The following is a 17,078-nucleotide window of genomic DNA, read 5'->3' as shown; positions in this document are numbered from 1 at the left end:
GGCGAGTGACCATGACCGGATCGCCGGTGGTGCTGGGGATCGAATCCTCCTGCGACGAGACCGGCGCAGGCCTCGGCCAGGACGGACGGCTGCGCGGACAGGCGGTCGCGTCCTCCATGGACGAGCACGCGCGGTTCGGCGGTGTGGTGCCGGAGATCGCCGCCCGGGCGCACGTGCACGCGGTGGCGCCGGTGGTCCGGGAGGTGCCGGACCGGGCCGGACTGACCCCCGGCGACGTCGCCCCCGACGTGGCGGCCGCGCTCCAGGAGGCGATCGCCGACGTGCTCACCCGCAAGGCCGTCAGGGCCTGCACAGACCAAGGGATCTCGACCGTGGCGATGGTCGGCGGCGTGGCGGCCACTCCCGCGTCCGGGCGCTGGCCGAGGAGCGCTGCGCCGACGCGGGGATCACCCTGCGGGTGCCGCCGCTGCGGCTCTGCACGGACAACGGCGCGATGGTCGCCGCCTGTCGATCGACCCGTCGGCGCCGCTGGAGTACGCGGCACTGACGCCGATCGCCCCGGTGCTGGCCGGCGCGGCGCAGTGGCGACCACCCGTCGGCCTGCGGGTTCCTGACAACGTTTCGGTTGCGGTCGCGATCAATCCCGCCCGAGGCCTTCCCGTCGCGATGCGCCATGTGCCATTTTACATGTCACACATCGAGCGGTCGCGCCCCCAACACGCGGCCCCGAACGGCCCCGGAGGCCCCCACAGATGCGTCCCTTCCGGATATCCAAGGCCCAGGCGCGAAGGGTACCGGCGCTCGGCGCCGCGTTCTTCATCGCGCTCGGCCTGTTCGCACCGCAGAGCCAGGCCGCCCCGATCGGTCAGGCGTCCGCCGCCGCGCCGGCCGCCAAGGCCGCAGCCCCGCGGGCGATCCCGGTCCCCAAGTCCCCCGAGGCCACGACGGGAGGCCGTCCGCTCGCCTCGGAGACCGACGGCACCGCCGGCACCCCGAAGGCGGCCGCCGCCGGCACGCCGGCCAAGTCCGCCAAGCAGTTCTCGGCCGCCGCCGCGGCCAACGGCTGCGACACCTCCGCCTTCACCAACGCCACGGGCAGCGCGCTGGTCGCCAACGTCAAGGCCGCGAGCCTCGACTGCATCAACTCGCTCTTCCTGCTCACCGGTACCGACGCGACCAGGGCGTTCGGCGAGGCCCAGATGGCCACCGTCGCCAACGGCCTGCGCGACGCCTCCGCCGGCTACCCGGGTGACAACTCCACCTCCGTCGGGCAGTTGGTGCTCTTCCTGCGCGCCGGCTACTACGTGCAGTGGAAGTACCCCAACGACGTCGGCCAGTACGGCAGCACGCTGCAGACCGCGATCCGCGGCGGGCTCGACGCCTTCTACGCCGCTCCGCACAGCAAGGACGTCACCCAGGCCAACGGCGACACCCTCGCCGAGGCCGTCACCCTGATCGACAGCGCCTACGAGAACGGCCACTACACCGGCGTCGTGAAGCGGCTGCTCGCCGACTACACCACCAGCTGGCCCAGTTCGATGACCACGGCCGTCGCCAACACCGAGACGGTCATCGAGAACGGCTTCGACCGGGACGGCTTCATCCCCGCCCTCCAGGCCGATCCCGGCTTCGCCACCACCATGTCCTCGTTCGTGACGCGGAACGCCTCGCTGATCAACGGCGGCGACATGGTCACCTCGATCGGCATCCAGATCGGCAACCTCGTCGCCCACGACGAGCTCAGGGCCCAGGGCCGCCCGATCGTCAAGGACCTGGTCAGCCGCTACCCGCTGGTCGGCGCCACCGCCCCGCTCACCATGAACCTGGTCTGGTTCACGGAGAACAAGGACAAGGGCAACTGCTCCGTCTACGGCCTCTGCGACCTGCCCACCCGACTCCCCCCGCTGGTGCTCACCAACGAGCGCACCTGCAACGCCAACCTGCGCGTCCGCGCCCAGGAGATGACCGCGCAGCAGCTGGCGGACACGTGCACCAGCCTGATCAACGAGGACGCCCTGTTCCATAAGGTGATCCAGGACAACGGCGCGATCCCGGGTGACGTCAACACCAACCTGGAGGTCGTCGTCTTCGACGACTACTACGAGTACAGCCTCTACGCCGGATCGATGTACGGCATCGCCGTCGACAACGGCGGCATGTACGAGGAGGGCAACCCGGCCAAGGTCGGCAACCAGGCCCGCTTCATCGCCCACGAGGCCAGCTGGCTGCGCCCGGACTTCCAGATCTGGAACCTCAACCACGAGTACACCCACTACCTCGACGGCCGCTACAACATGTACGGCGACTTCGACGCCGGCATGACCACCCCGACCATCTGGTGGGTCGAGGGCGTCGCCGAGTACATCTCGTACACCTACCGCAACGTGCGCAACGCCGACGCGATCGCCGAGGCCGGCAAGAAGACCTACAAGCTCAGCGAGCTCTTCGACACCGTCTACGACCAGACCCCCGACGCCAACGTCAACTCCAACCGGATCTACCGGTGGGGCTACCTGGCCGTGCGCTACATGTTGCAGTCGCACCCGGACGACGTGAAGGCGGTGCTCGCCAAGTACCGTACCGGCGACTGGAACGGTGCCCGCACCCTGCTCAAGAGCACCATCGGCACCAAGTACGACGCCGACTTCGCCACCTGGCTCACCGCGTGCGCGGCCGACAAGTGCGGCACCCTGCCGCCCGTCAGCCAGGCCCCGCTCTGCACCGCCGCCGACACACGGCAGTTCGACAAGAACTGCCGTCGTGACAACCTCGCGGCCACCACCGGCAACTACAGCTACCACTTCCTGTACCTGCCGGCCGGCGTCAAGCAGCTGACCATCACCAGCAGCGGCGGCAGCGGAAACGCCGACCTCTACTACGGCGGCAGCAACTGGGCCACCACCAGCAGCTACCAGGCGAAGTCCACCAACGCCGGCAACGGCGAGAGCCTCACCATCGCCAACCCGCCGTCCGGCTGGGTCTACTTCAGCCTCTACGGCCAGCAGACCTTCGGCGGCGCCGGCGTCACCACGCAGTACCAGTAGGCAGTAGCACTAGGCTCCCGTTGTGATCGCTGCGCCCCGCCCGTGCCCGCCACGGCGCGGGGCGCACGCGCATCGCGGCGGGCTGCGTGCACGTCGAGGCGGGGTGCGGCTTCACCTCGGCGAGGCGCACACGCATCGCGGCGGGCGCAACCTCATCGCGGCCGGGTGCCCCCTCAGGCGGACCAGATGACCAGGGGCGGTCGGACGGCGGCGCAGAGCGGGTGCCCCTTGGCGTCGGTCAGGCCGAGCCGGGCCACCAGCAGGCCGCTGCGGACGGCCGCCTCGACCGTTGCGGCCGGCACCGCGTCCAGCATCAGCTTGGCGCGGCGGAACATGGTGAGGCCGTCCGCGTCGGCGTTGACCCAGGACAGGTAGACGAAGCGGGCCCCCGGGCCGCCCTGGACGTACGGGCCGAGGAGGTCCGGCCCCGCCTTGACCGTGCACTCCAGCGTCCAGACGGCGCGCGGTGCGTCACCGGGGACGGGGTCGAGCAACTCGCCCGGCTTCCCCCGGCGTTGGACGGCGACATGGATGTCGTCGTAGCCGGGGGAGCCCGGCGCCGGAGCACAGCTGCGCCCCGGCAGGCCGGTGGCCTCGATCCTGATCCGCACGGTGCTGCTCCGCGTGGTGGTGTCGGGCGTGCCGCTGTTGGGCAGGGCGCTGTTCGGCATGCTGCCATCCTGCCCCTTCCGGCCCCCTGCGGGACGCAGGCGCCAGCTGCTCCGCGCGACGACGACGAGCGCGACGACGATCTCGAAGAGGACGCCGACGGTGATCCCGGCCGCCGTGGGCGTCGGCCGGCCCCGCAGCTCCTTCGGCGGCCGGACCCGTGCGGCCCGGCCCGTGCGGCAGTGTCCAACCGGCCGGGTCCGTACGGCCGGGTCCGTGTCTTCGGCGCCCCGAGGTCGGCCAGCGGTCGGGCCGCCCTCCTGCGGCTCAACCACCCTCATTGGCCTTGGTGTTCGGACACCGGGGCGGCACCCCAGGCGAGGAGCATGCGCAGGGCGTCGTCGGACGGCGTTCCGGGCTCGGCGGCGTAGGTGATCAGCGCCTGGTCGGGGTCGGAGGCCGGGCGCAGCGTGTCGTAGTCCAGCTCCAGGGTGCCGACCAGCGGGTGGTGGAAGACCTTGCGGCCCGAGGTCTTGTCGCGGACCGGGTGCTCCGCCCACCAGTGCCGGAACTCCTCGCTCTGCATGGAGAGTTCGCCGATCAGCTCGGCCAGCCGGGGATCGTCGGGGCGGCGGCCGGCCTCCAGGTGGAGGAAGGCGACGCTCTCCCGGGCGCAGGTGGTCCAGTCGGCGTAGAGCGAGCGCGAGGCCGGGTCGAGGAAGGTGATGCGGGGGATGTTCCGCTCGTTCGGGGCGAGGGCGCCGTAGTCGCCGAGGAGGGCCGCGGCGGCGCGGTTCCAGGCGAGGACGTCCATCCGCCGGCCGATCACCAGGGCCGGGACGTCCGGCAGTTCGGCCAGCAGCCGGGCCAGCATCGGCCGGGCTCGCTGCGGGGCGGACGGTGTGCGCCCGGCCCGGCCGTCCACCCGGGTGCGGGCGAGCCGGTGCAGGTGCAGGGCCTCCTCCTGGTCGAGCTGCAGTGCGCGGGCCACCGCATCGAGCACGGAGTCGGAGGGGTTGCGCACCCGGCCCTGTTCGAGCCGGGTGTAGTAGTCGACGCTGACCCCGGCGAGCTGGGCGAGCTCCTCGCGGCGCAGGCCGGCCACCCGGCGGCGGCCGCCGAAGTCCGGCAGGGCCACGTCCTCGGGCCGCAGCCGGGAGCGGCGGGTCCGCAGGAACTCGTTGAGGCTGATCGCGGTGGTCATGGGAGGATTCTCGTCTCCCTGTGGCCGGGCAGCCTGGTCCTGTCAGAACCAGGCTGCCGAGGCCACTGCGGGCACTGCGAGCACCGCGGCGCCGGCCGGTACGGCGAACACGGCCGGCACGTCGGGCACCGCGGCGCCGGCCGCAGGGTGACCGCTCAGCCGGCCGGGGCCGCCGAGACCAACCCACCGTCGATCACGAAGTCCTGGCCGGTGAGGTACGAGGAGCGCGGCGAGAGCAGGAAGGCCACCGTCTCGGCGACGTCCTCGGCCTGCCCGAACCGGCCCAGCGGCACCCGGGCCCGGACGGCCTCCCGGTCGGCGACGGGGACGTTCGCCTCGAACATGTCCGTGACGATGTAGCCGGGGCTGACCGAGTTGACCCGGATTCCCTGACCGGCGAGGTCGCTGCCGAAGGTGCGGGCCAGGCTCTGCACGGCGGCCTTGGTGGCCGAGTACACCGGGGCGACGGCGAGGCCGCGGTGCGCCGTCCAGGAGGCGTTGAGGACGACCGAGCCGCCGCCGGCCGCCGCGAGCAGCGGCAGCGCGTGCCGAACGGTGAAGAAGACACCCTTGACGTTGACGGCCATCAAGCGGTCGAACTGCGCCTCGGTGGCCTCGGCGACTGGTTGGAAAACCGCGATCCCGGCGTTGGCGAACACCCCGTCCAGCCGTCCGTACCGCTCGCCGATCACACCCGCCAGCCGCTCCAGCTCGGCCGGCACGGCCGCGTCGGCGCGGACGGGGAGAACACGGCCCGGGGCGGCGCCCGTCGGGGAGCCGTGCCCGCCGCCGGTCAGTTCGGCCGCGGCGCACGCCAGCCGGGCCTCGTCGCGTCCGGTGATCACCACGCTCGCGCCGCCCGCCAGCACCAGCCGAGCGGTGGCGAGGCCCATCCCGCCGCTGCCACCGGTGATCAGCACCGTCCGGCCGGCGAACTCGCGGGCACCGTCGGGATTCTGGTTGTTCTCGTGCGGAGAGGTCGGGTTCGCAGAGGTCATGCCCCCACCTTCGCGACCGACCGCCCCCGTCCACCAGGCCCGCCGGAACCGGGGTCCGCCAGGACCACCCTCCCGGCCCACGGGGCCCGGAGGCCGGCCCGGTCCGTGGTGGCGGTCAGGACGGCGGGGTAGCCGTCGTCGCGGACGAGGCGGTCCATTCCCTGCCGGACGACGCCGCCGGAACCGCGGGCCCGTGCCGTCGCCCCGGGCACGGCGACGGCGAGGCGGCGGCCGTCGCGGCCACCAGCGTGATTCCCCGACGCGGCCGGCGGACGAGGTGCGGGCACGGCGAGGCTGGTGGGAACGGTCGGCCGCCCGCTACACCTGCGAGGCCCTCCTGTGCCGGTGCCGGCCCACCGCCGCCCGGCCGGTGACGCCGGAGCGGGGATGCGTCCGGGCCTCGGGGGCGGGCGCAGGGCGCCAGACCCGGGTGGCTGCCCCGGCCGCCCCCAGCGCGAGCGCGCCCAGCGCCACCGTGGCGGCCGGGAGGCCGGCGCTGGCGCCGAGCCAGCCGGCCAACGGGTAGGTGAGCAGCCAGCAGCCGTGGGAGAGGGAGAACTGGGCGGCGAAGACGGCGGGCAGGTCGGCCGGGCCCACCGCGTCGCGCAGGAGGCGTCCGGTCGGGGTGAGGATCAGCGAGCCGGCGGCGCCGAAGGCGGCCCAGAGCGCGAGCAGCGCGGGCCAGCGCCAGCCGGCCGTACCGTACGGGCCGGCCACCGCGAGTGCCGCCAGCGCGCCGAGGAGTCCGGCGGTGCCGAACGCCGCCGGGAGCATCACCGCGCGGTCGGTCACCCGGTCCAGGACGCGGGGCAGCAGCAGGGCGACGGCCATCGAGCCGCCGCCGTACGCGCCGAGCGCGAGGGGGACGTCGCCGGCGGGGCGGCCGAGCTGGTCACGGACGTAGACGACGGTGTTGACGATCACCATGGCGCCGCCGGCGGCGACCGCGAGGTCGAGCGCGAGTAGGGCGCGCAGCCCGGGGGCGGCCAGGAAGAGGCGCGCGCCCCGGGCCGAGCGCTCCAGGACGCCGCCGGGGCGGTCGGCCGGCACCGGCTTGGGGAGGACGGCGGATACGACCAGGGCCGCCGAGGCGAGGAACCCGGCCGTGGTGCCCCAGAACAGCCAGTGGTACCCGACCAGTGCCAGCAGTCCGGCCGCGAGCATCGGCCCGGCGAGACTCTCCAGGTCGTAGGCGAGCCGGGAGAGCGACAACGCGCGGGTGTAGTCGCGTTCCGCCGGCAGCACCTCGGGGATCACCGACTGGAACGCCGGGGTGAACGCCGCGGAGGCGGACTGGAGCAGGAAGATCAGCAGGTAGACCTGCCAGACCGTGGTGACGAACGGCAGCGCGACGGCGACCGCCGCCCGGGTCAGGTCGGAGGCGACCATCAGCCGGCGGCGCGGGATCCGGTGGGCCATCGCGCCGACGACCGGCGCGATCCCGACGTAGGCGACCATCTTGATCGCCAACGCCGTGCCGAGCACCGAGCCGGCGTCCGCCCCCGCGAGGTCGTAGGCGAGCAGGCCGAGGGCGACGGTCGCCAGGCCGGTGCCCACCAGGGCGACGACCTGGGCGGCGAACAGGTGCCGGTAGGTGGGCTCGCGCAGCACGGACAGCATGGGGACCCCGCTCGGACTCGGCGCGCACGGCGGCGGCGCGCAGGACGACAGGGCACCGGCGTGGCAGCTCGGGCAGCGGAGCGGCAGGCGCCGGGGCGACAGCCTCAGCATAGGACAACATGTACGTACGTGTGCACCTATCGGAGGGAAGAAGCCGGGGAGGAGGACCGCGAAGGGACTGGGGAAGAGCCCCGGCTGGAGACCCTCCCCACAGCAGCCGGGCCGGCTCAGTCGTGCGGCGGCAGTCCGCTGATCTGATGGTCTGCGACGTTCAGCGCCTCGTTGACCAGCCGGCGAAGGTGTCCGTGCCGCAGCGCGTAGACGACCCGTCGCCCGTCCTTGCGGGTGGTGACCAGGCCGGCCAGCCGGAGCTTGCTCAGGTGCTGGCTCACCGAGGGCCGGGCCGCGCCGCAGGCCTCGGTCAGCGTCGTCACGTCGGCCTCCCCCTCGCCCAGTCGCTGCATCAGCGCGAGCCGGGTGCGGTCGGCGAGCAGGGCGAGGATCCCGGCGGCCGTGTCCAGCCGCTCGTCGTTCCGCAGCCGTTCGCCCGCATCCGGCTCCTGCGACCGATGTGCACCTGATAGCTGAAGGCTCCCGCTCATGGCCTCATCGTAGAGGGCGCACCATGGCGGCTCACCCGCTCGCACACGGCGCCACCGGCCGACCCGCGCCACCGGTCCGCCCCCGGCACCCGGGCCGCGCCCCCAGCCGTACACCCACCCGACCCGCACCCGGGCGCCCACCCCCGCCCGGGCGATCGAGCAGGTCGGCCCCTCGGGACGTGGCACGCCCTCACAGCGAAGCGGCGGCCCCCGGCTCCGGGACCGGGAGCCGCCGGGCGCCCCCGGCGCCGGTGGCACGCGGCACCGGGTGGGTCACCGGGCCACCGGCAAGGACGACCGGCCGCCCTGACACGGCTCTGACACTCCCCTTGCGCCCCCTTGACGACGCCTCACTCACCCGGGGTTCGGCGCCGTCTCATGCGGCGCCGTCTCATGCGGCGCCGTCTCATGCGGCGCCGTCTCATGCGGCGCCGTCTCATGCGGCGCCGTCTCATGCGGCGCCGTCTCAGGAGAAGTCGAGCGACCCCGTGCGAGTGCGCTTGAGCTCGAAGAAGTGCGGGTGGCCGGCCAGCAGCCGCACGCCGTCGAAGACCCTCACCGCGTCCTCGCCGCGCGGGATCGCGGTGAGGACCGGGCCGAAGAACGCGGTGCCGTCCACGTGGATGGTGGGCGTCCCGACCTCCTCGCCCACCGGGTCCATGCCCTCGTGGTGGCTCTTGCGCAACGCAACGTCGTACGCGGTGCTGTGGGCCGCGTCGGCCAGTTGCTCGGGGAGGCCCGCCTCGACCAGGGCCTCGCGCAGGACGGTCTCGTCGACGGCCCGGTCCTGGTCGTGCAGGCGGGTGCCGAGCGCGGTGTAGAGGCCGCGCAGGACCTGCTCGCCGTGCAGCTCGGCGGCGGCGATGCAGACCCGCACCGGGCCCCAGCCGATGTCGAACAGCCGGCGATAGCGCTCGGGGAGGTCCTCGCGGCCCTCGTTGAGGACGGAGAGGCTCATCACGCGGAAGGTGAGGTCCAGTTCGCGGTGGCGCTCGACCTCCAGGATCCAACGGGAGGTGATCCAGGCGAACGGGCAGATCGGATCGAAGTAGAAGTCGACTTTGTTGCTCACACCGCCGATCCTAGGGAGCTGGTGGTCCGCCGGACAGGACCAGTCCGGCTCATGATCCATGGGCCACTTGGCGCACGGGGACGGCCGCGGCCCGCCCGGGTCAGCCCTCGCGCAGGTCCGCGATCCGGCGGATCTTGCCGACCGAGCGCTCCAGGCTGTAGGGGTCCAGTACCTCGGCCTCCACCGTCACCCCGACCCCGTCCTTGACCGCCCGGACGATCGCCTCGACGGCGGCCTCCCGCTGCTCGGGCCCGGCGTCCGGGCGGGCCTCGACGCGGACCGTCATGTGGTCCATCCGGCCGCGGCGGGTCAGACGCAGCTGGAAGTGCGGCGCCACGGCGGGGGTGCGGAGCAGGATCTCCTCGATCTGGGTGGGGAAGACGTTCACCCCGCGCAGGATGATCATGTCGTCGCTGCGGCCGGTGACCTTCTCCATCCGCCGGAACGCCGGGCGGGCGGTGCCGGGCAGCAGGCGGGTGAGGTCGCGGGTGCGGTAGCGGATGACCGGCACGGCCTCCTTGGTGAGCGAGGTGAAGACGATCTCGCCGCCCTCGCCGTCGGGCAGCACCTCGTCGGTGATCGGGTCCACCACCTCGGGGTAGAAGTGGTCCTCCCAGATGTGCAGGCCGTCCTTGGTCTCCACGCACTCCTGGGCGACGCCCGGGCCCATCACCTCGGAGAGGCCGTAGATGTCGACGGCGTGGAGGTCCATCCGCTCCTCGATCTCGCGACGCATCTCCTCCGTCCACGGCTCGGCGCCGAAGATGCCGACCTTCAGCGACGTGTCACGCGGGTCCACGCCCTGCTTCTCGAACTCGTCGAGCAGGGTGAGCAGATAGGACGGGGTGACCATGATGATCTCGGGCCGGAAGTCCCGGATCAGCTGCACCTGCCGGGCCGTCATGCCGCCCGAGGCGGGGATGACCGTGCAGCCGGCCCGCTCGGCGCCGTAGTGCGCGCCCAGGCCTCCGGTGAACAGCCCGTACCCGTAGGCGATGTGCACCTTGTGACCGGCCCGGCCACCGGCCGCGCGGATCGAGCGCGCGACCACGTCGGCCCAGACCGAGAGGTCGTGCTCGGTGTAGCCGACCACGGTGGGCAGGCCGGTGGTGCCGCTGGAGGCGTGGATCCGGCGGACTTCCTCCATCGGGACGGCGAACATGCCGAAGGGGTAGGTCTCCCGCAGGTCGGCCTTGGTGGTGAACGGGAAGCGGGCCAGGTCGGCGAGGGTCCGGCAGTCCTCCGGCCGTACGCCGGCCGCGTCGAACTTGCGCCGGTACAGCTCGACGTTGTCGTACGCGTGGTGCAGCGTGCGGCGCAGGTGTGTGAGCTGGTGCGCCCGCAGCTCCTCGCCGGTCATCCGCTCGCCGGCGTCCAGCAGCTCGTCCGGGAGCGGCTCGCCCAAGCGCGTCCGCGCGGGCTCCGGGCCGGTCGGCCTGCTGGTCATCGCGTCTCCTCCACCGTCCGAGGGCCCCGACTGCGCCACGTGCCGACCGACCATTCGGTCAGCTCTCGGGCATGGCCAAGTAATCCAGCACCCGCACCGGCTGTCAAGGGTTGCCGCGCAGGTCGGGGGCCCGCCGGGGGGCGGACCGGGCCGGGCGGCGGGGCGGCCCTGCTGCTGGGGCACGGGGTGGCGGGGGTACCTGGGTGGCCGGGGGCACGGGGGCGCCGGCTACCGGGGCACCGGAGTACCCCGCGGCGGCCGGAGCACGGGGTTGCCCGGGGCACGGGGTGGCCCGGGCACCGAAACCTTGACGAACGACCGGGGCGCCAAGCGCCCGGGATCTGTCGAAAGTCCTGCGCGCATCTCTGCCGAACGGCAGATGGCAGCGGGCCGCCGATCCGGAAGGCTCGACCGCGTCGCCACCGGCCCGACCGAGAAAGCGGATCGCATGCTCGAACTGATCGACATCACCAAGGTCTACAAGGGCGGGAAACGGGCCGTCGACGGCCTCTCCCTGCACCTGGGCCCCGGCATGCTGGGCCTGCTCGGCCCCAACGGCGCGGGCAAGTCCTCGCTGATGCGGATCGTCTCCACGGTGACCAGGCCCACCTCCGGCGGGCTCCGCTACCGGGGCAGCGACGCGCTCGCCCGACCCGACGAACTGCGCCGTCACCTCGGCTACCTGCCACAGGACTTCGGCGTCTACCCCAACCTGACCTCCCGCGAGTTCCTCGGCTACCTCGCCGCCGCCAAGGGGCTCTCCGCCCGCTCGGCGCGGGCCCGGATCGAGGAGCTGCTCGCCCTGGTCAACCTCACCGAGGCGGTGAAGCGGCCGCTCGGCGCGTACTCGGGCGGCATGCTGCGCCGGGTCGGCATCGCCCAGGCGCTGCTGGCCGACCCCGAGGTGATCGTGGTCGACGAGCCCACCGCGGGTCTCGACCCGGAGGAGCGGGTGCGCTTTCGCAACCTGCTCAGCGAGCTCTCCGCGGACCGCGTGGTGCTGCTCTCCACCCACATCGTCTCGGACATCGAGTCCGTCGCCTCCGACATCGCCGTCGTCGCCGGCGGCCGGCTGCTGCGCCGCGGTACCCCCGAGCAGCTGGCAGGCGAACTGTCCGGGCGGGTGTGGGAGTTGCTCGTGAGCCCGGCCGAGGTCGCCGCCGTGCAGAGCCGCCACCCGGTCAGCCGGATGGTGCGGACGGCGGACGGCGTCCGGCTCCGGGTACTCGCCGACCGGGCCCCGACCGGCGACGCCGCCCCGGCCGCACCGGACTTGGAGGACGCCTACCTGGGCATAGTCCGGCAGGCCGCCCCCGCCCCCGGCCCTGGCGCCGGCGCCGAGCCCTCGCCCCCGTTCTCCCCCGGCGGCCCGCTCCGGCAGCAGGCGGTGCGGCGATGACGGCGCTCGCCCTGGCCGGCCTGGCCGCCGGCGACTTCCGCGACCGGGTGCGGCGCCCCGTCTACGCCGTCACACTGCTGGCCGCCGTCGGGCTCGGCTACCTGGCCGTCCCACCGGTCGACGGACACTGGGTGATCCTGGCGGTCGGCCGCTACCGCGGCGAGTACGACAGTGCGTACGTCGGGCTGGCGACAGCCCTCGCGGGCGCGCTCTGGCTCACTCTCGGCGGGTTCTACGTCGTACGCAAGGGCATCGGCCGGGACGAGGAGACCGGGGTCGGCCAGATCCTCGCCGCCACCCCACTGCGCACCTCCGCCTACCTGGTGGCGAAGTTCCTCAGCAACCTGCTGGTACTCGGCTCGATGCTGGGCGTGCTGGCGCTCACCGCGGCGGCCATGCAGCTGGTCCGGGGCGAGCACCGCGCGATCGACCCGGTGGCGCTGCTGACGCCCTTCGTGGTGACGGCCCTCCCGCTGCTCGCGGTGACCGCCGCGGCAGCCGTCCTCTTCGAGACGCTGCCGCTGCTGCGCAGCGGGACGGGCAACGTGGTCTGGTTCTTCGTCGCCCTGGCCGTCACGATCGGCGGGCAGTCCCCCGGCGCACCGTTCGGCGGGCTCGGCGTCGGCCAGGCCGCCGAGTCGCTGCGCGCGGCCGCCCTGGCCGCCGGGGCCGGCCCGGTCGAGGGCGAGGAGTTCAGTCTCGGGCTGACCAAGGTGGACACGCCGCTGGTGCCGTTCCCCTGGGCCGGCGCCGGCTTCGACGGCGGCTTCCTCCTCCAGCGGCTGCTCCTGGTGCTGCTCTCGGTGGCACTGGTGGCGCTCCCGGCGCTCTGGTTCGGCCGCTTCGACCCGGCCCGCGGACTCCCGGCCGCCGCTGCCGCCCGGCCGTCCGGCCGGGAGTCCGCGCCGTCCGGCCGGGATTCCGCCGGGGAGGCCGCGCAGTCCGGCCCCGTTCCCGTGGCTTTCACGCTGCCCCGCACCGCCCCCGCGTCCGGCCGCACCTTCGGACGGCTGCTCGCGGGCGAGGTGCGCATCCTGGCCGGTGGGGTGTCGCCCTGGTGGTGGCTGGTCACCGCCGGGCTCACGGTGGCCGGCCTGACCGCCCCGATCGGCGCGGTCACCGGCGTCATCCTGCCCGCGCTCTGGGTCTGGCCGGTGCTGGTCTGGTCCGGCCTGGGCAGCCGTCATGCCGAGAACGGCCTGGAGGTCCTGCTCGGCGCCTACCCGGCCGCCCGCCGTCGCCTGCTGGCCGAGTGGGCCTCCGGCGTGGTCCTCGCCGCAGTGACGGGCGCGGCACCGCTCATACGCCTCGCCGTCGCCGGTGACGCCGCCGGCGTGGCCGCGTGGACCGCGGGCGCCGTCTTCGTCCCCTCCCTGGCGACGGCGCTCGGTGTCCTCTCCCGCACCCACCGGCTCTTCCAGGCCCTCTACCTCCCGCTCTGGTACCTGGTGGTCAACCAGGTCGCCGCCCTCGACTACATGGGCGCCGTCCGCACCGACGGCCACCCCGCCGGCCCCGCCCCGCTGCTCGTCCTCGCCGCCGCACTCGCCCTGCTGGGCACCGCCTTCCTGGCCGGCGCGGCCCGCCGGGAGGTGAAGGGATAGGGCACGCCGTCGGCGGCTCCACCTCGGCGGCCACCCTGCTCACGGCTCTCCGGGCCCGCCCGCGCGGGTCACCAGGTGCGGGCGGCAGCCAGGAGGTGGTCCCGGACGTGGACGAGGTGGGGGTTGGTGGGGGTGCCGGGGCGTTGGACGAGGTAGCCGGTGTTGATGGGCGGGTCCTCGGGGTCATCCAGTCGGACGAGGGCGCCGGAGTCGAGCAGGGGTGCGCAGAGGTAGCGCGGCACGACCGCGAAGCCGGCTCCGGCGGCCACGGCGGAGACGACCCCGCGCAGGTCGGGCACGGTCAGCGCGGCGCGGCAGTTGAGGCGCCGGCCGAAGACATGGCGCCAGTAGCGGCGCGCGATCGGCAGGTCCTCGGCGTAGGCGACCAGCGGCACCTCGTGCAGCGCGGCCGGGCCCTCCACGGCGAGCCGGCCGTTCAGACGGCCGGCCCAGCCGGGCGCGGCGACCAGGACGAACTCCTCATCGGCCAGCGGCACGGCGGTCAGGGTGCGGCCGCGCGGGCGGGAGGTGGCGATCACCAGGTCGTGGCGGCCCGCCCGCAGCTCCTCCAGCAACGGGTCGGTGAGCCCAGCGGTGACCCGCAGCCGGATGCCGTCGGCGACCAGCGGGGCGAGGGCGGGCAGGACGAGGGTGCAGAGCAGTTCGGCGGGGCCGGCCAGGTGGACCGGTTCCGCACCCGCGTCGGGCCGGGCGCCCGGTCCGGCGGCGGCCGCGAGCGCGTCGAGCGGTGCGGAGATCCGGGCGGCCAGCTCGTCGGCGACGGGCGTCGGGGCGACGCCGCGCGGCCGCCGCTCGAACAGCTCGCGCCCGCCCTGCCGTTCCAGCGTGCGGATCTGGGTGGTCACGGTGGGCTGGGACAGGCCGAGCACCTGGGCGGCGGCAGTGAACGAGCCGGCCCGGTAGACGGCCAGGAAGGTGCGCAGCAGGTTGAGGTCGGTGGGCCCGGCAGGCTCGGGAGGCCCGGTGGGCAGGCCGGCCTCGGCGGGGTCGTGGTCGTTCACCCGGCCAGCCTACGACCCGGCACCCATAGGAATGCCTATGGCAGCCATCGGCTCTGCCATTGGTGGACCGCAGATCGCTCGGCCTATGGTCGGTTCCATCATCCGGGCCCCGCCGGGTCCGCCTGCAGAGAAGAGCTCCCAGCATGTCGAAGATCCTGTTCGTCGTCACCGGCGCCACCTACTGGACGCTCGCCGACGGCACCCAGCACCCCACGGGCTTCTGGGCCGAGGAGGCCGTCGCCCCGCACGAGGCGTTCACCGCCGCCGGTCACGAGGTCACCGCCGCCACCCCGGGCGGTGTGGTCCCGACGGTCGACCAGGGCAGCCTGGCCCCCGCGGTGAACGGCGGGCCGGAGGGCGCCGCGCGGATCGCGGCCGGCCTGGAGGCCTTCGCGGGGCTGCGGCACCCGGTCAAGTTGGAGGAGGTGGACCTCGCCGACTACGACGCCGTCTTCTACCCCGGCGGCCACGGCCCGATGGAGGACCTCGCCGTCGACCCGGTCTCCGGCCGGCTGCTCGCCGACACCCTGGCCTCCGGCAAGCCGCTCGGTGTGGTCTGCCACGGCCCGGCCGCACTGCTGGCCGCCACCCGCGCCGACGGCACCAACGCCTTCGCCGGCTACCGGCTGACCGGCTTCACCGACGCCGAGGAGACCCAGGCCGGCCTGGCAGACAAGGCGAAGTGGCTGCTCCAGACCCGCCTCGTGGAGGCCGGCACCGACTTCCAGGAGGGCGAGCCGTGGGCCCCGCACGTGATCGTCGACCGCAACCTGGTGACCGGCCAGAACCCGGCCTCCTCCGCCCCGCTCGCGGCCGAGCTGCTCAAGAAGCTGGCCTGAGGCCCACAGCACCGACCACAGAACGGGCGCAGCGCCGGGCCTGAGCGATGCGGGCCGGTGGGCGGCCAACCGGAGTGCACCGGCCGGCGCGCGCCCGGCGGGCTCACCGCCGGAGTTCGTCCACCAGGTCCTGGGCGCCGCCGCTGACCACGGCCGTCACGGGGATGCCCGCGGCGGCCAGCAGGCTGGCCGCGACGGTGGCCCGGCGGCCCCGACCGCAGACCGTCCAGTACTCCCGGCCGGGCGGCAACGTGCCGATCCGGTCGGGCAGTTCGGTGAGCGGGATGGCGAGGGCGCCGGGCACCGGTGGATCGGCGGCAGGTCGCACGTCGAGCACCTGGACCGGCCGCCCGCCCTCCGGCCCGCCAGGCACGTCATACCCTCCACGCCCGTCAGGCCCGTCAGGCCCCCCATGCCCGTCACGCGCGTCAGGCCCGCGCGAGCCGGAAGGCCCAGAAAGCCCGGAAGGCCCAGGAAGCCCGGAAGACCCTCGCGCGAGGGCTCCGCGCACCTCGGAGACGTCGGCCGTCCGGATCGTGGCGAGCGGGCGCCCGCTTGCCCGCCAGCGTTCCACCCCGCCGTTCAACTCCCCTACCAGCCAGGCGTCATAGCCGATCCGCAGCAGCTGCAGGACGGCTTCGCGGGCGGCGTCGGCGAGCGGCTCCGGCAGCACCAGGACCAGCGGTGTGCCGAACGGCACCACCTCGCCGACCAGCGCCGCGAAGGAGCCGTCCAGCTCGTCACCGAGCGAGCCCGGCAGGTGGGCGTCGGCGAACGCCCGGCGGTCCCGCGCGTCGACCACCAACGCGTCACGCCAGAGGGCCTGTTGGACCTCTTCTGGGGTCAGCGGCAACAACCCGGGCGGGCCGCCGAGGACGGCCGGGCCGGCCCGGTTCAGCGGCCCCATCCGCCGGTAGTAGGCGGGCGCGGGCGGCAGACCGAGCAGGCGGGCGGCCACGAACGCGTCTTCGTCGCCGGCCAGCAGCGCCGGGTTGGCGAGCCGCTGATCGCCGACCGTGCTGGTCCGCTCGCCGGCAGCCGCGCCGATCGAGCAGGAGCTGCCGGCCCCGTGCGTGGGCAGCACCCGGGTGTCGGGGGGCAGTTGGGCGAGCCGCCGGAGCGAGCGGTACTGGGCGCGGGCCAGTTGCTCCGTCCGGGCAGCGCCGGAGAGGTCGGTCCGGCCGGCGCTGCCGACCAGCAGGCTGCCGCCGGTGAACACCGCCGCCGGGCGCCCCCCGCCCGGGCCCTGACCACCGTCCAGCACCAGGTAGGCGGTGTGCTCGGCGGTGTGACCGGGCGTCTCCAGCGCCTGGACGCGCAACCCGCCGAGGGCGAGCTCGTCGCCCTCGGCCAGCGGCAGGTGATCGAACCCGTAACCGGCCCGGGCCGGCCCCGCCACCGTCGCCCCGGTCACGGCCCGCACCTCCAGGGCGCCGGAGAGGTAGTCGTTGTGGACGTGGGTCTCCAGGACGTACCTGATCCGCAGCCCGCGCGCCGTGCAGGAGGCGAGCAGCGGCCAGCAGTCCCGCTGCGGGTCCACCACCAGGGCCTCGTCACCGGAGGTCAGGAGGTAGCTGGTGTCGCCGAGGGCAGCGGTGGTGACGGGTTCGATGGTGTTCCCGCCGGTACCGCTCCTCGTACCGGGGTCGCCGCCCAT

13 protein-coding genes and 1 pseudogene are annotated in these 17,078 nt (G+C 74.2%); 5 read left to right on the top strand and 9 right to left on the bottom strand.

Annotation, left to right across the window (positions count from 1 at the left end):
- Window positions 1–11: 11 nt before the first annotated feature.
- Window positions 12–537 (top strand): annotated as a pseudogene (locus tag OG286_RS32260) (hypothetical protein); the annotation flags it as partial.
- Between the two features lie 176 nt (window positions 538–713).
- Window positions 714–3,005 carry a M9 family metallopeptidase gene (locus OG286_RS32255; RefSeq protein ID WP_405359106.1) on the top strand — a complete coding sequence of 764 codons (2,292 nt, stop codon included), beginning with the start codon at window positions 714–716 and terminating at the stop codon, window positions 3,003–3,005.
- Window positions 3,006–3,178: 173 nt separating this feature from the next.
- Here the strand turns inward: OG286_RS32255 and OG286_RS32250 are convergent, their stop codons facing one another.
- The 7 genes from OG286_RS32250 to paaK all read right to left on the bottom strand — a co-directional run bounded on the left by OG286_RS32250 (window position 3,179) and on the right by paaK (window position 10,557).
- Window positions 3,179–3,676: a DUF5990 family protein gene (locus OG286_RS32250; RefSeq protein ID WP_396323852.1), complete on the bottom strand. Its 498-nt coding sequence runs from the start codon at window positions 3,674–3,676 to the stop codon at window positions 3,179–3,181.
- Window positions 3,677–3,951: 275 nt separating this feature from the next.
- Window positions 3,952–4,818, bottom strand: a complete 867-nt coding sequence (locus OG286_RS32245; protein ID WP_405359109.1) for a helix-turn-helix domain-containing protein — start codon at window positions 4,816–4,818, stop codon at window positions 3,952–3,954.
- A 155-nt stretch (window positions 4,819–4,973) separates the two neighbouring features.
- The gene (locus OG286_RS32240; protein WP_405359111.1) at window positions 4,974–5,816 is read right to left on the bottom strand and encodes an SDR family NAD(P)-dependent oxidoreductase; all 843 of its coding nucleotides are present in this window, start codon (window positions 5,814–5,816) and stop codon (window positions 4,974–4,976) included.
- A gap of 318 nt (window positions 5,817–6,134) precedes the next feature.
- Window positions 6,135–7,436, bottom strand: coding sequence for an MFS transporter (locus tag OG286_RS32235; RefSeq protein ID WP_405359113.1), 1,302 nt, complete (start codon window positions 7,434–7,436; stop codon window positions 6,135–6,137).
- A 227-nt stretch (window positions 7,437–7,663) separates the two neighbouring features.
- The gene (locus tag OG286_RS32230; RefSeq protein ID WP_396323847.1) at window positions 7,664–8,038 is read right to left on the bottom strand and encodes an ArsR/SmtB family transcription factor; all 375 of its coding nucleotides are present in this window, start codon (window positions 8,036–8,038) and stop codon (window positions 7,664–7,666) included.
- Between the two features lie 466 nt (window positions 8,039–8,504).
- The gene (locus OG286_RS32225) at window positions 8,505–9,170 is read right to left on the bottom strand and encodes a disulfide bond formation protein DsbA (protein ID WP_396323846.1); all 666 of its coding nucleotides are present in this window, start codon (window positions 9,168–9,170) and stop codon (window positions 8,505–8,507) included.
- A gap of 40 nt (window positions 9,171–9,210) precedes the next feature.
- Window positions 9,211–10,557 carry a phenylacetate--CoA ligase PaaK gene (paaK, locus tag OG286_RS32220; RefSeq protein WP_396323845.1) on the bottom strand — a complete coding sequence of 449 codons (1,347 nt, stop codon included), beginning with the start codon at window positions 10,555–10,557 and terminating at the stop codon, window positions 9,211–9,213.
- 448 nt (window positions 10,558–11,005) lie between these two features.
- Here paaK and OG286_RS32215 point away from each other — a divergent pair, with 448 nt between their 5' ends.
- Together OG286_RS32215 and OG286_RS32210 are read left to right on the top strand one after the other, a co-directional pair.
- Window positions 11,006–11,956, top strand: coding sequence for an ABC transporter ATP-binding protein (locus OG286_RS32215; RefSeq protein ID WP_405359115.1), 951 nt, complete (start codon window positions 11,006–11,008; stop codon window positions 11,954–11,956).
- Window positions 11,953–13,560, top strand: coding sequence for a hypothetical protein (locus tag OG286_RS32210; RefSeq protein WP_405359117.1), 1,608 nt, complete (start codon window positions 11,953–11,955; stop codon window positions 13,558–13,560). The genes OG286_RS32215 and OG286_RS32210 overlap by 4 nt, the downstream gene beginning before the upstream one ends.
- Before the next feature lie 68 nt (window positions 13,561–13,628).
- On the opposite strand, the gene OG286_RS32205 is transcribed toward OG286_RS32210, so the two are convergent.
- Entirely contained in the window at window positions 13,629–14,582 is a 954-nt protein-coding gene (locus tag OG286_RS32205) for a LysR family transcriptional regulator (protein WP_405359119.1), read from the bottom strand.
- Between the two features lie 143 nt (window positions 14,583–14,725).
- On the opposite strand from OG286_RS32205, the gene OG286_RS32200 reads away from it, so the two are divergent.
- Window positions 14,726–15,421: a type 1 glutamine amidotransferase domain-containing protein gene (locus tag OG286_RS32200; protein ID WP_405359121.1), complete on the top strand. Its 696-nt coding sequence runs from the start codon at window positions 14,726–14,728 to the stop codon at window positions 15,419–15,421.
- 103 nt (window positions 15,422–15,524) lie between these two features.
- On the opposite strand, the gene OG286_RS32195 is transcribed toward OG286_RS32200, so the two are convergent.
- Window positions 15,525–17,078 (bottom strand): MBL fold metallo-hydrolase, encoded by a 1,554-nt coding sequence (locus OG286_RS32195; protein ID WP_405359123.1) that lies wholly within the window; start codon window positions 17,076–17,078, stop codon window positions 15,525–15,527.

Origin of the sequence: Kitasatospora sp. NBC_00039 (assembly GCF_045160625.1) — a bacterium.
Taxonomy (GTDB): Bacteria; Actinomycetota; Actinomycetes; order Streptomycetales; family Streptomycetaceae; genus Kitasatospora.
This window is presented reverse-complemented; position numbering and strand designations above follow the sequence as displayed.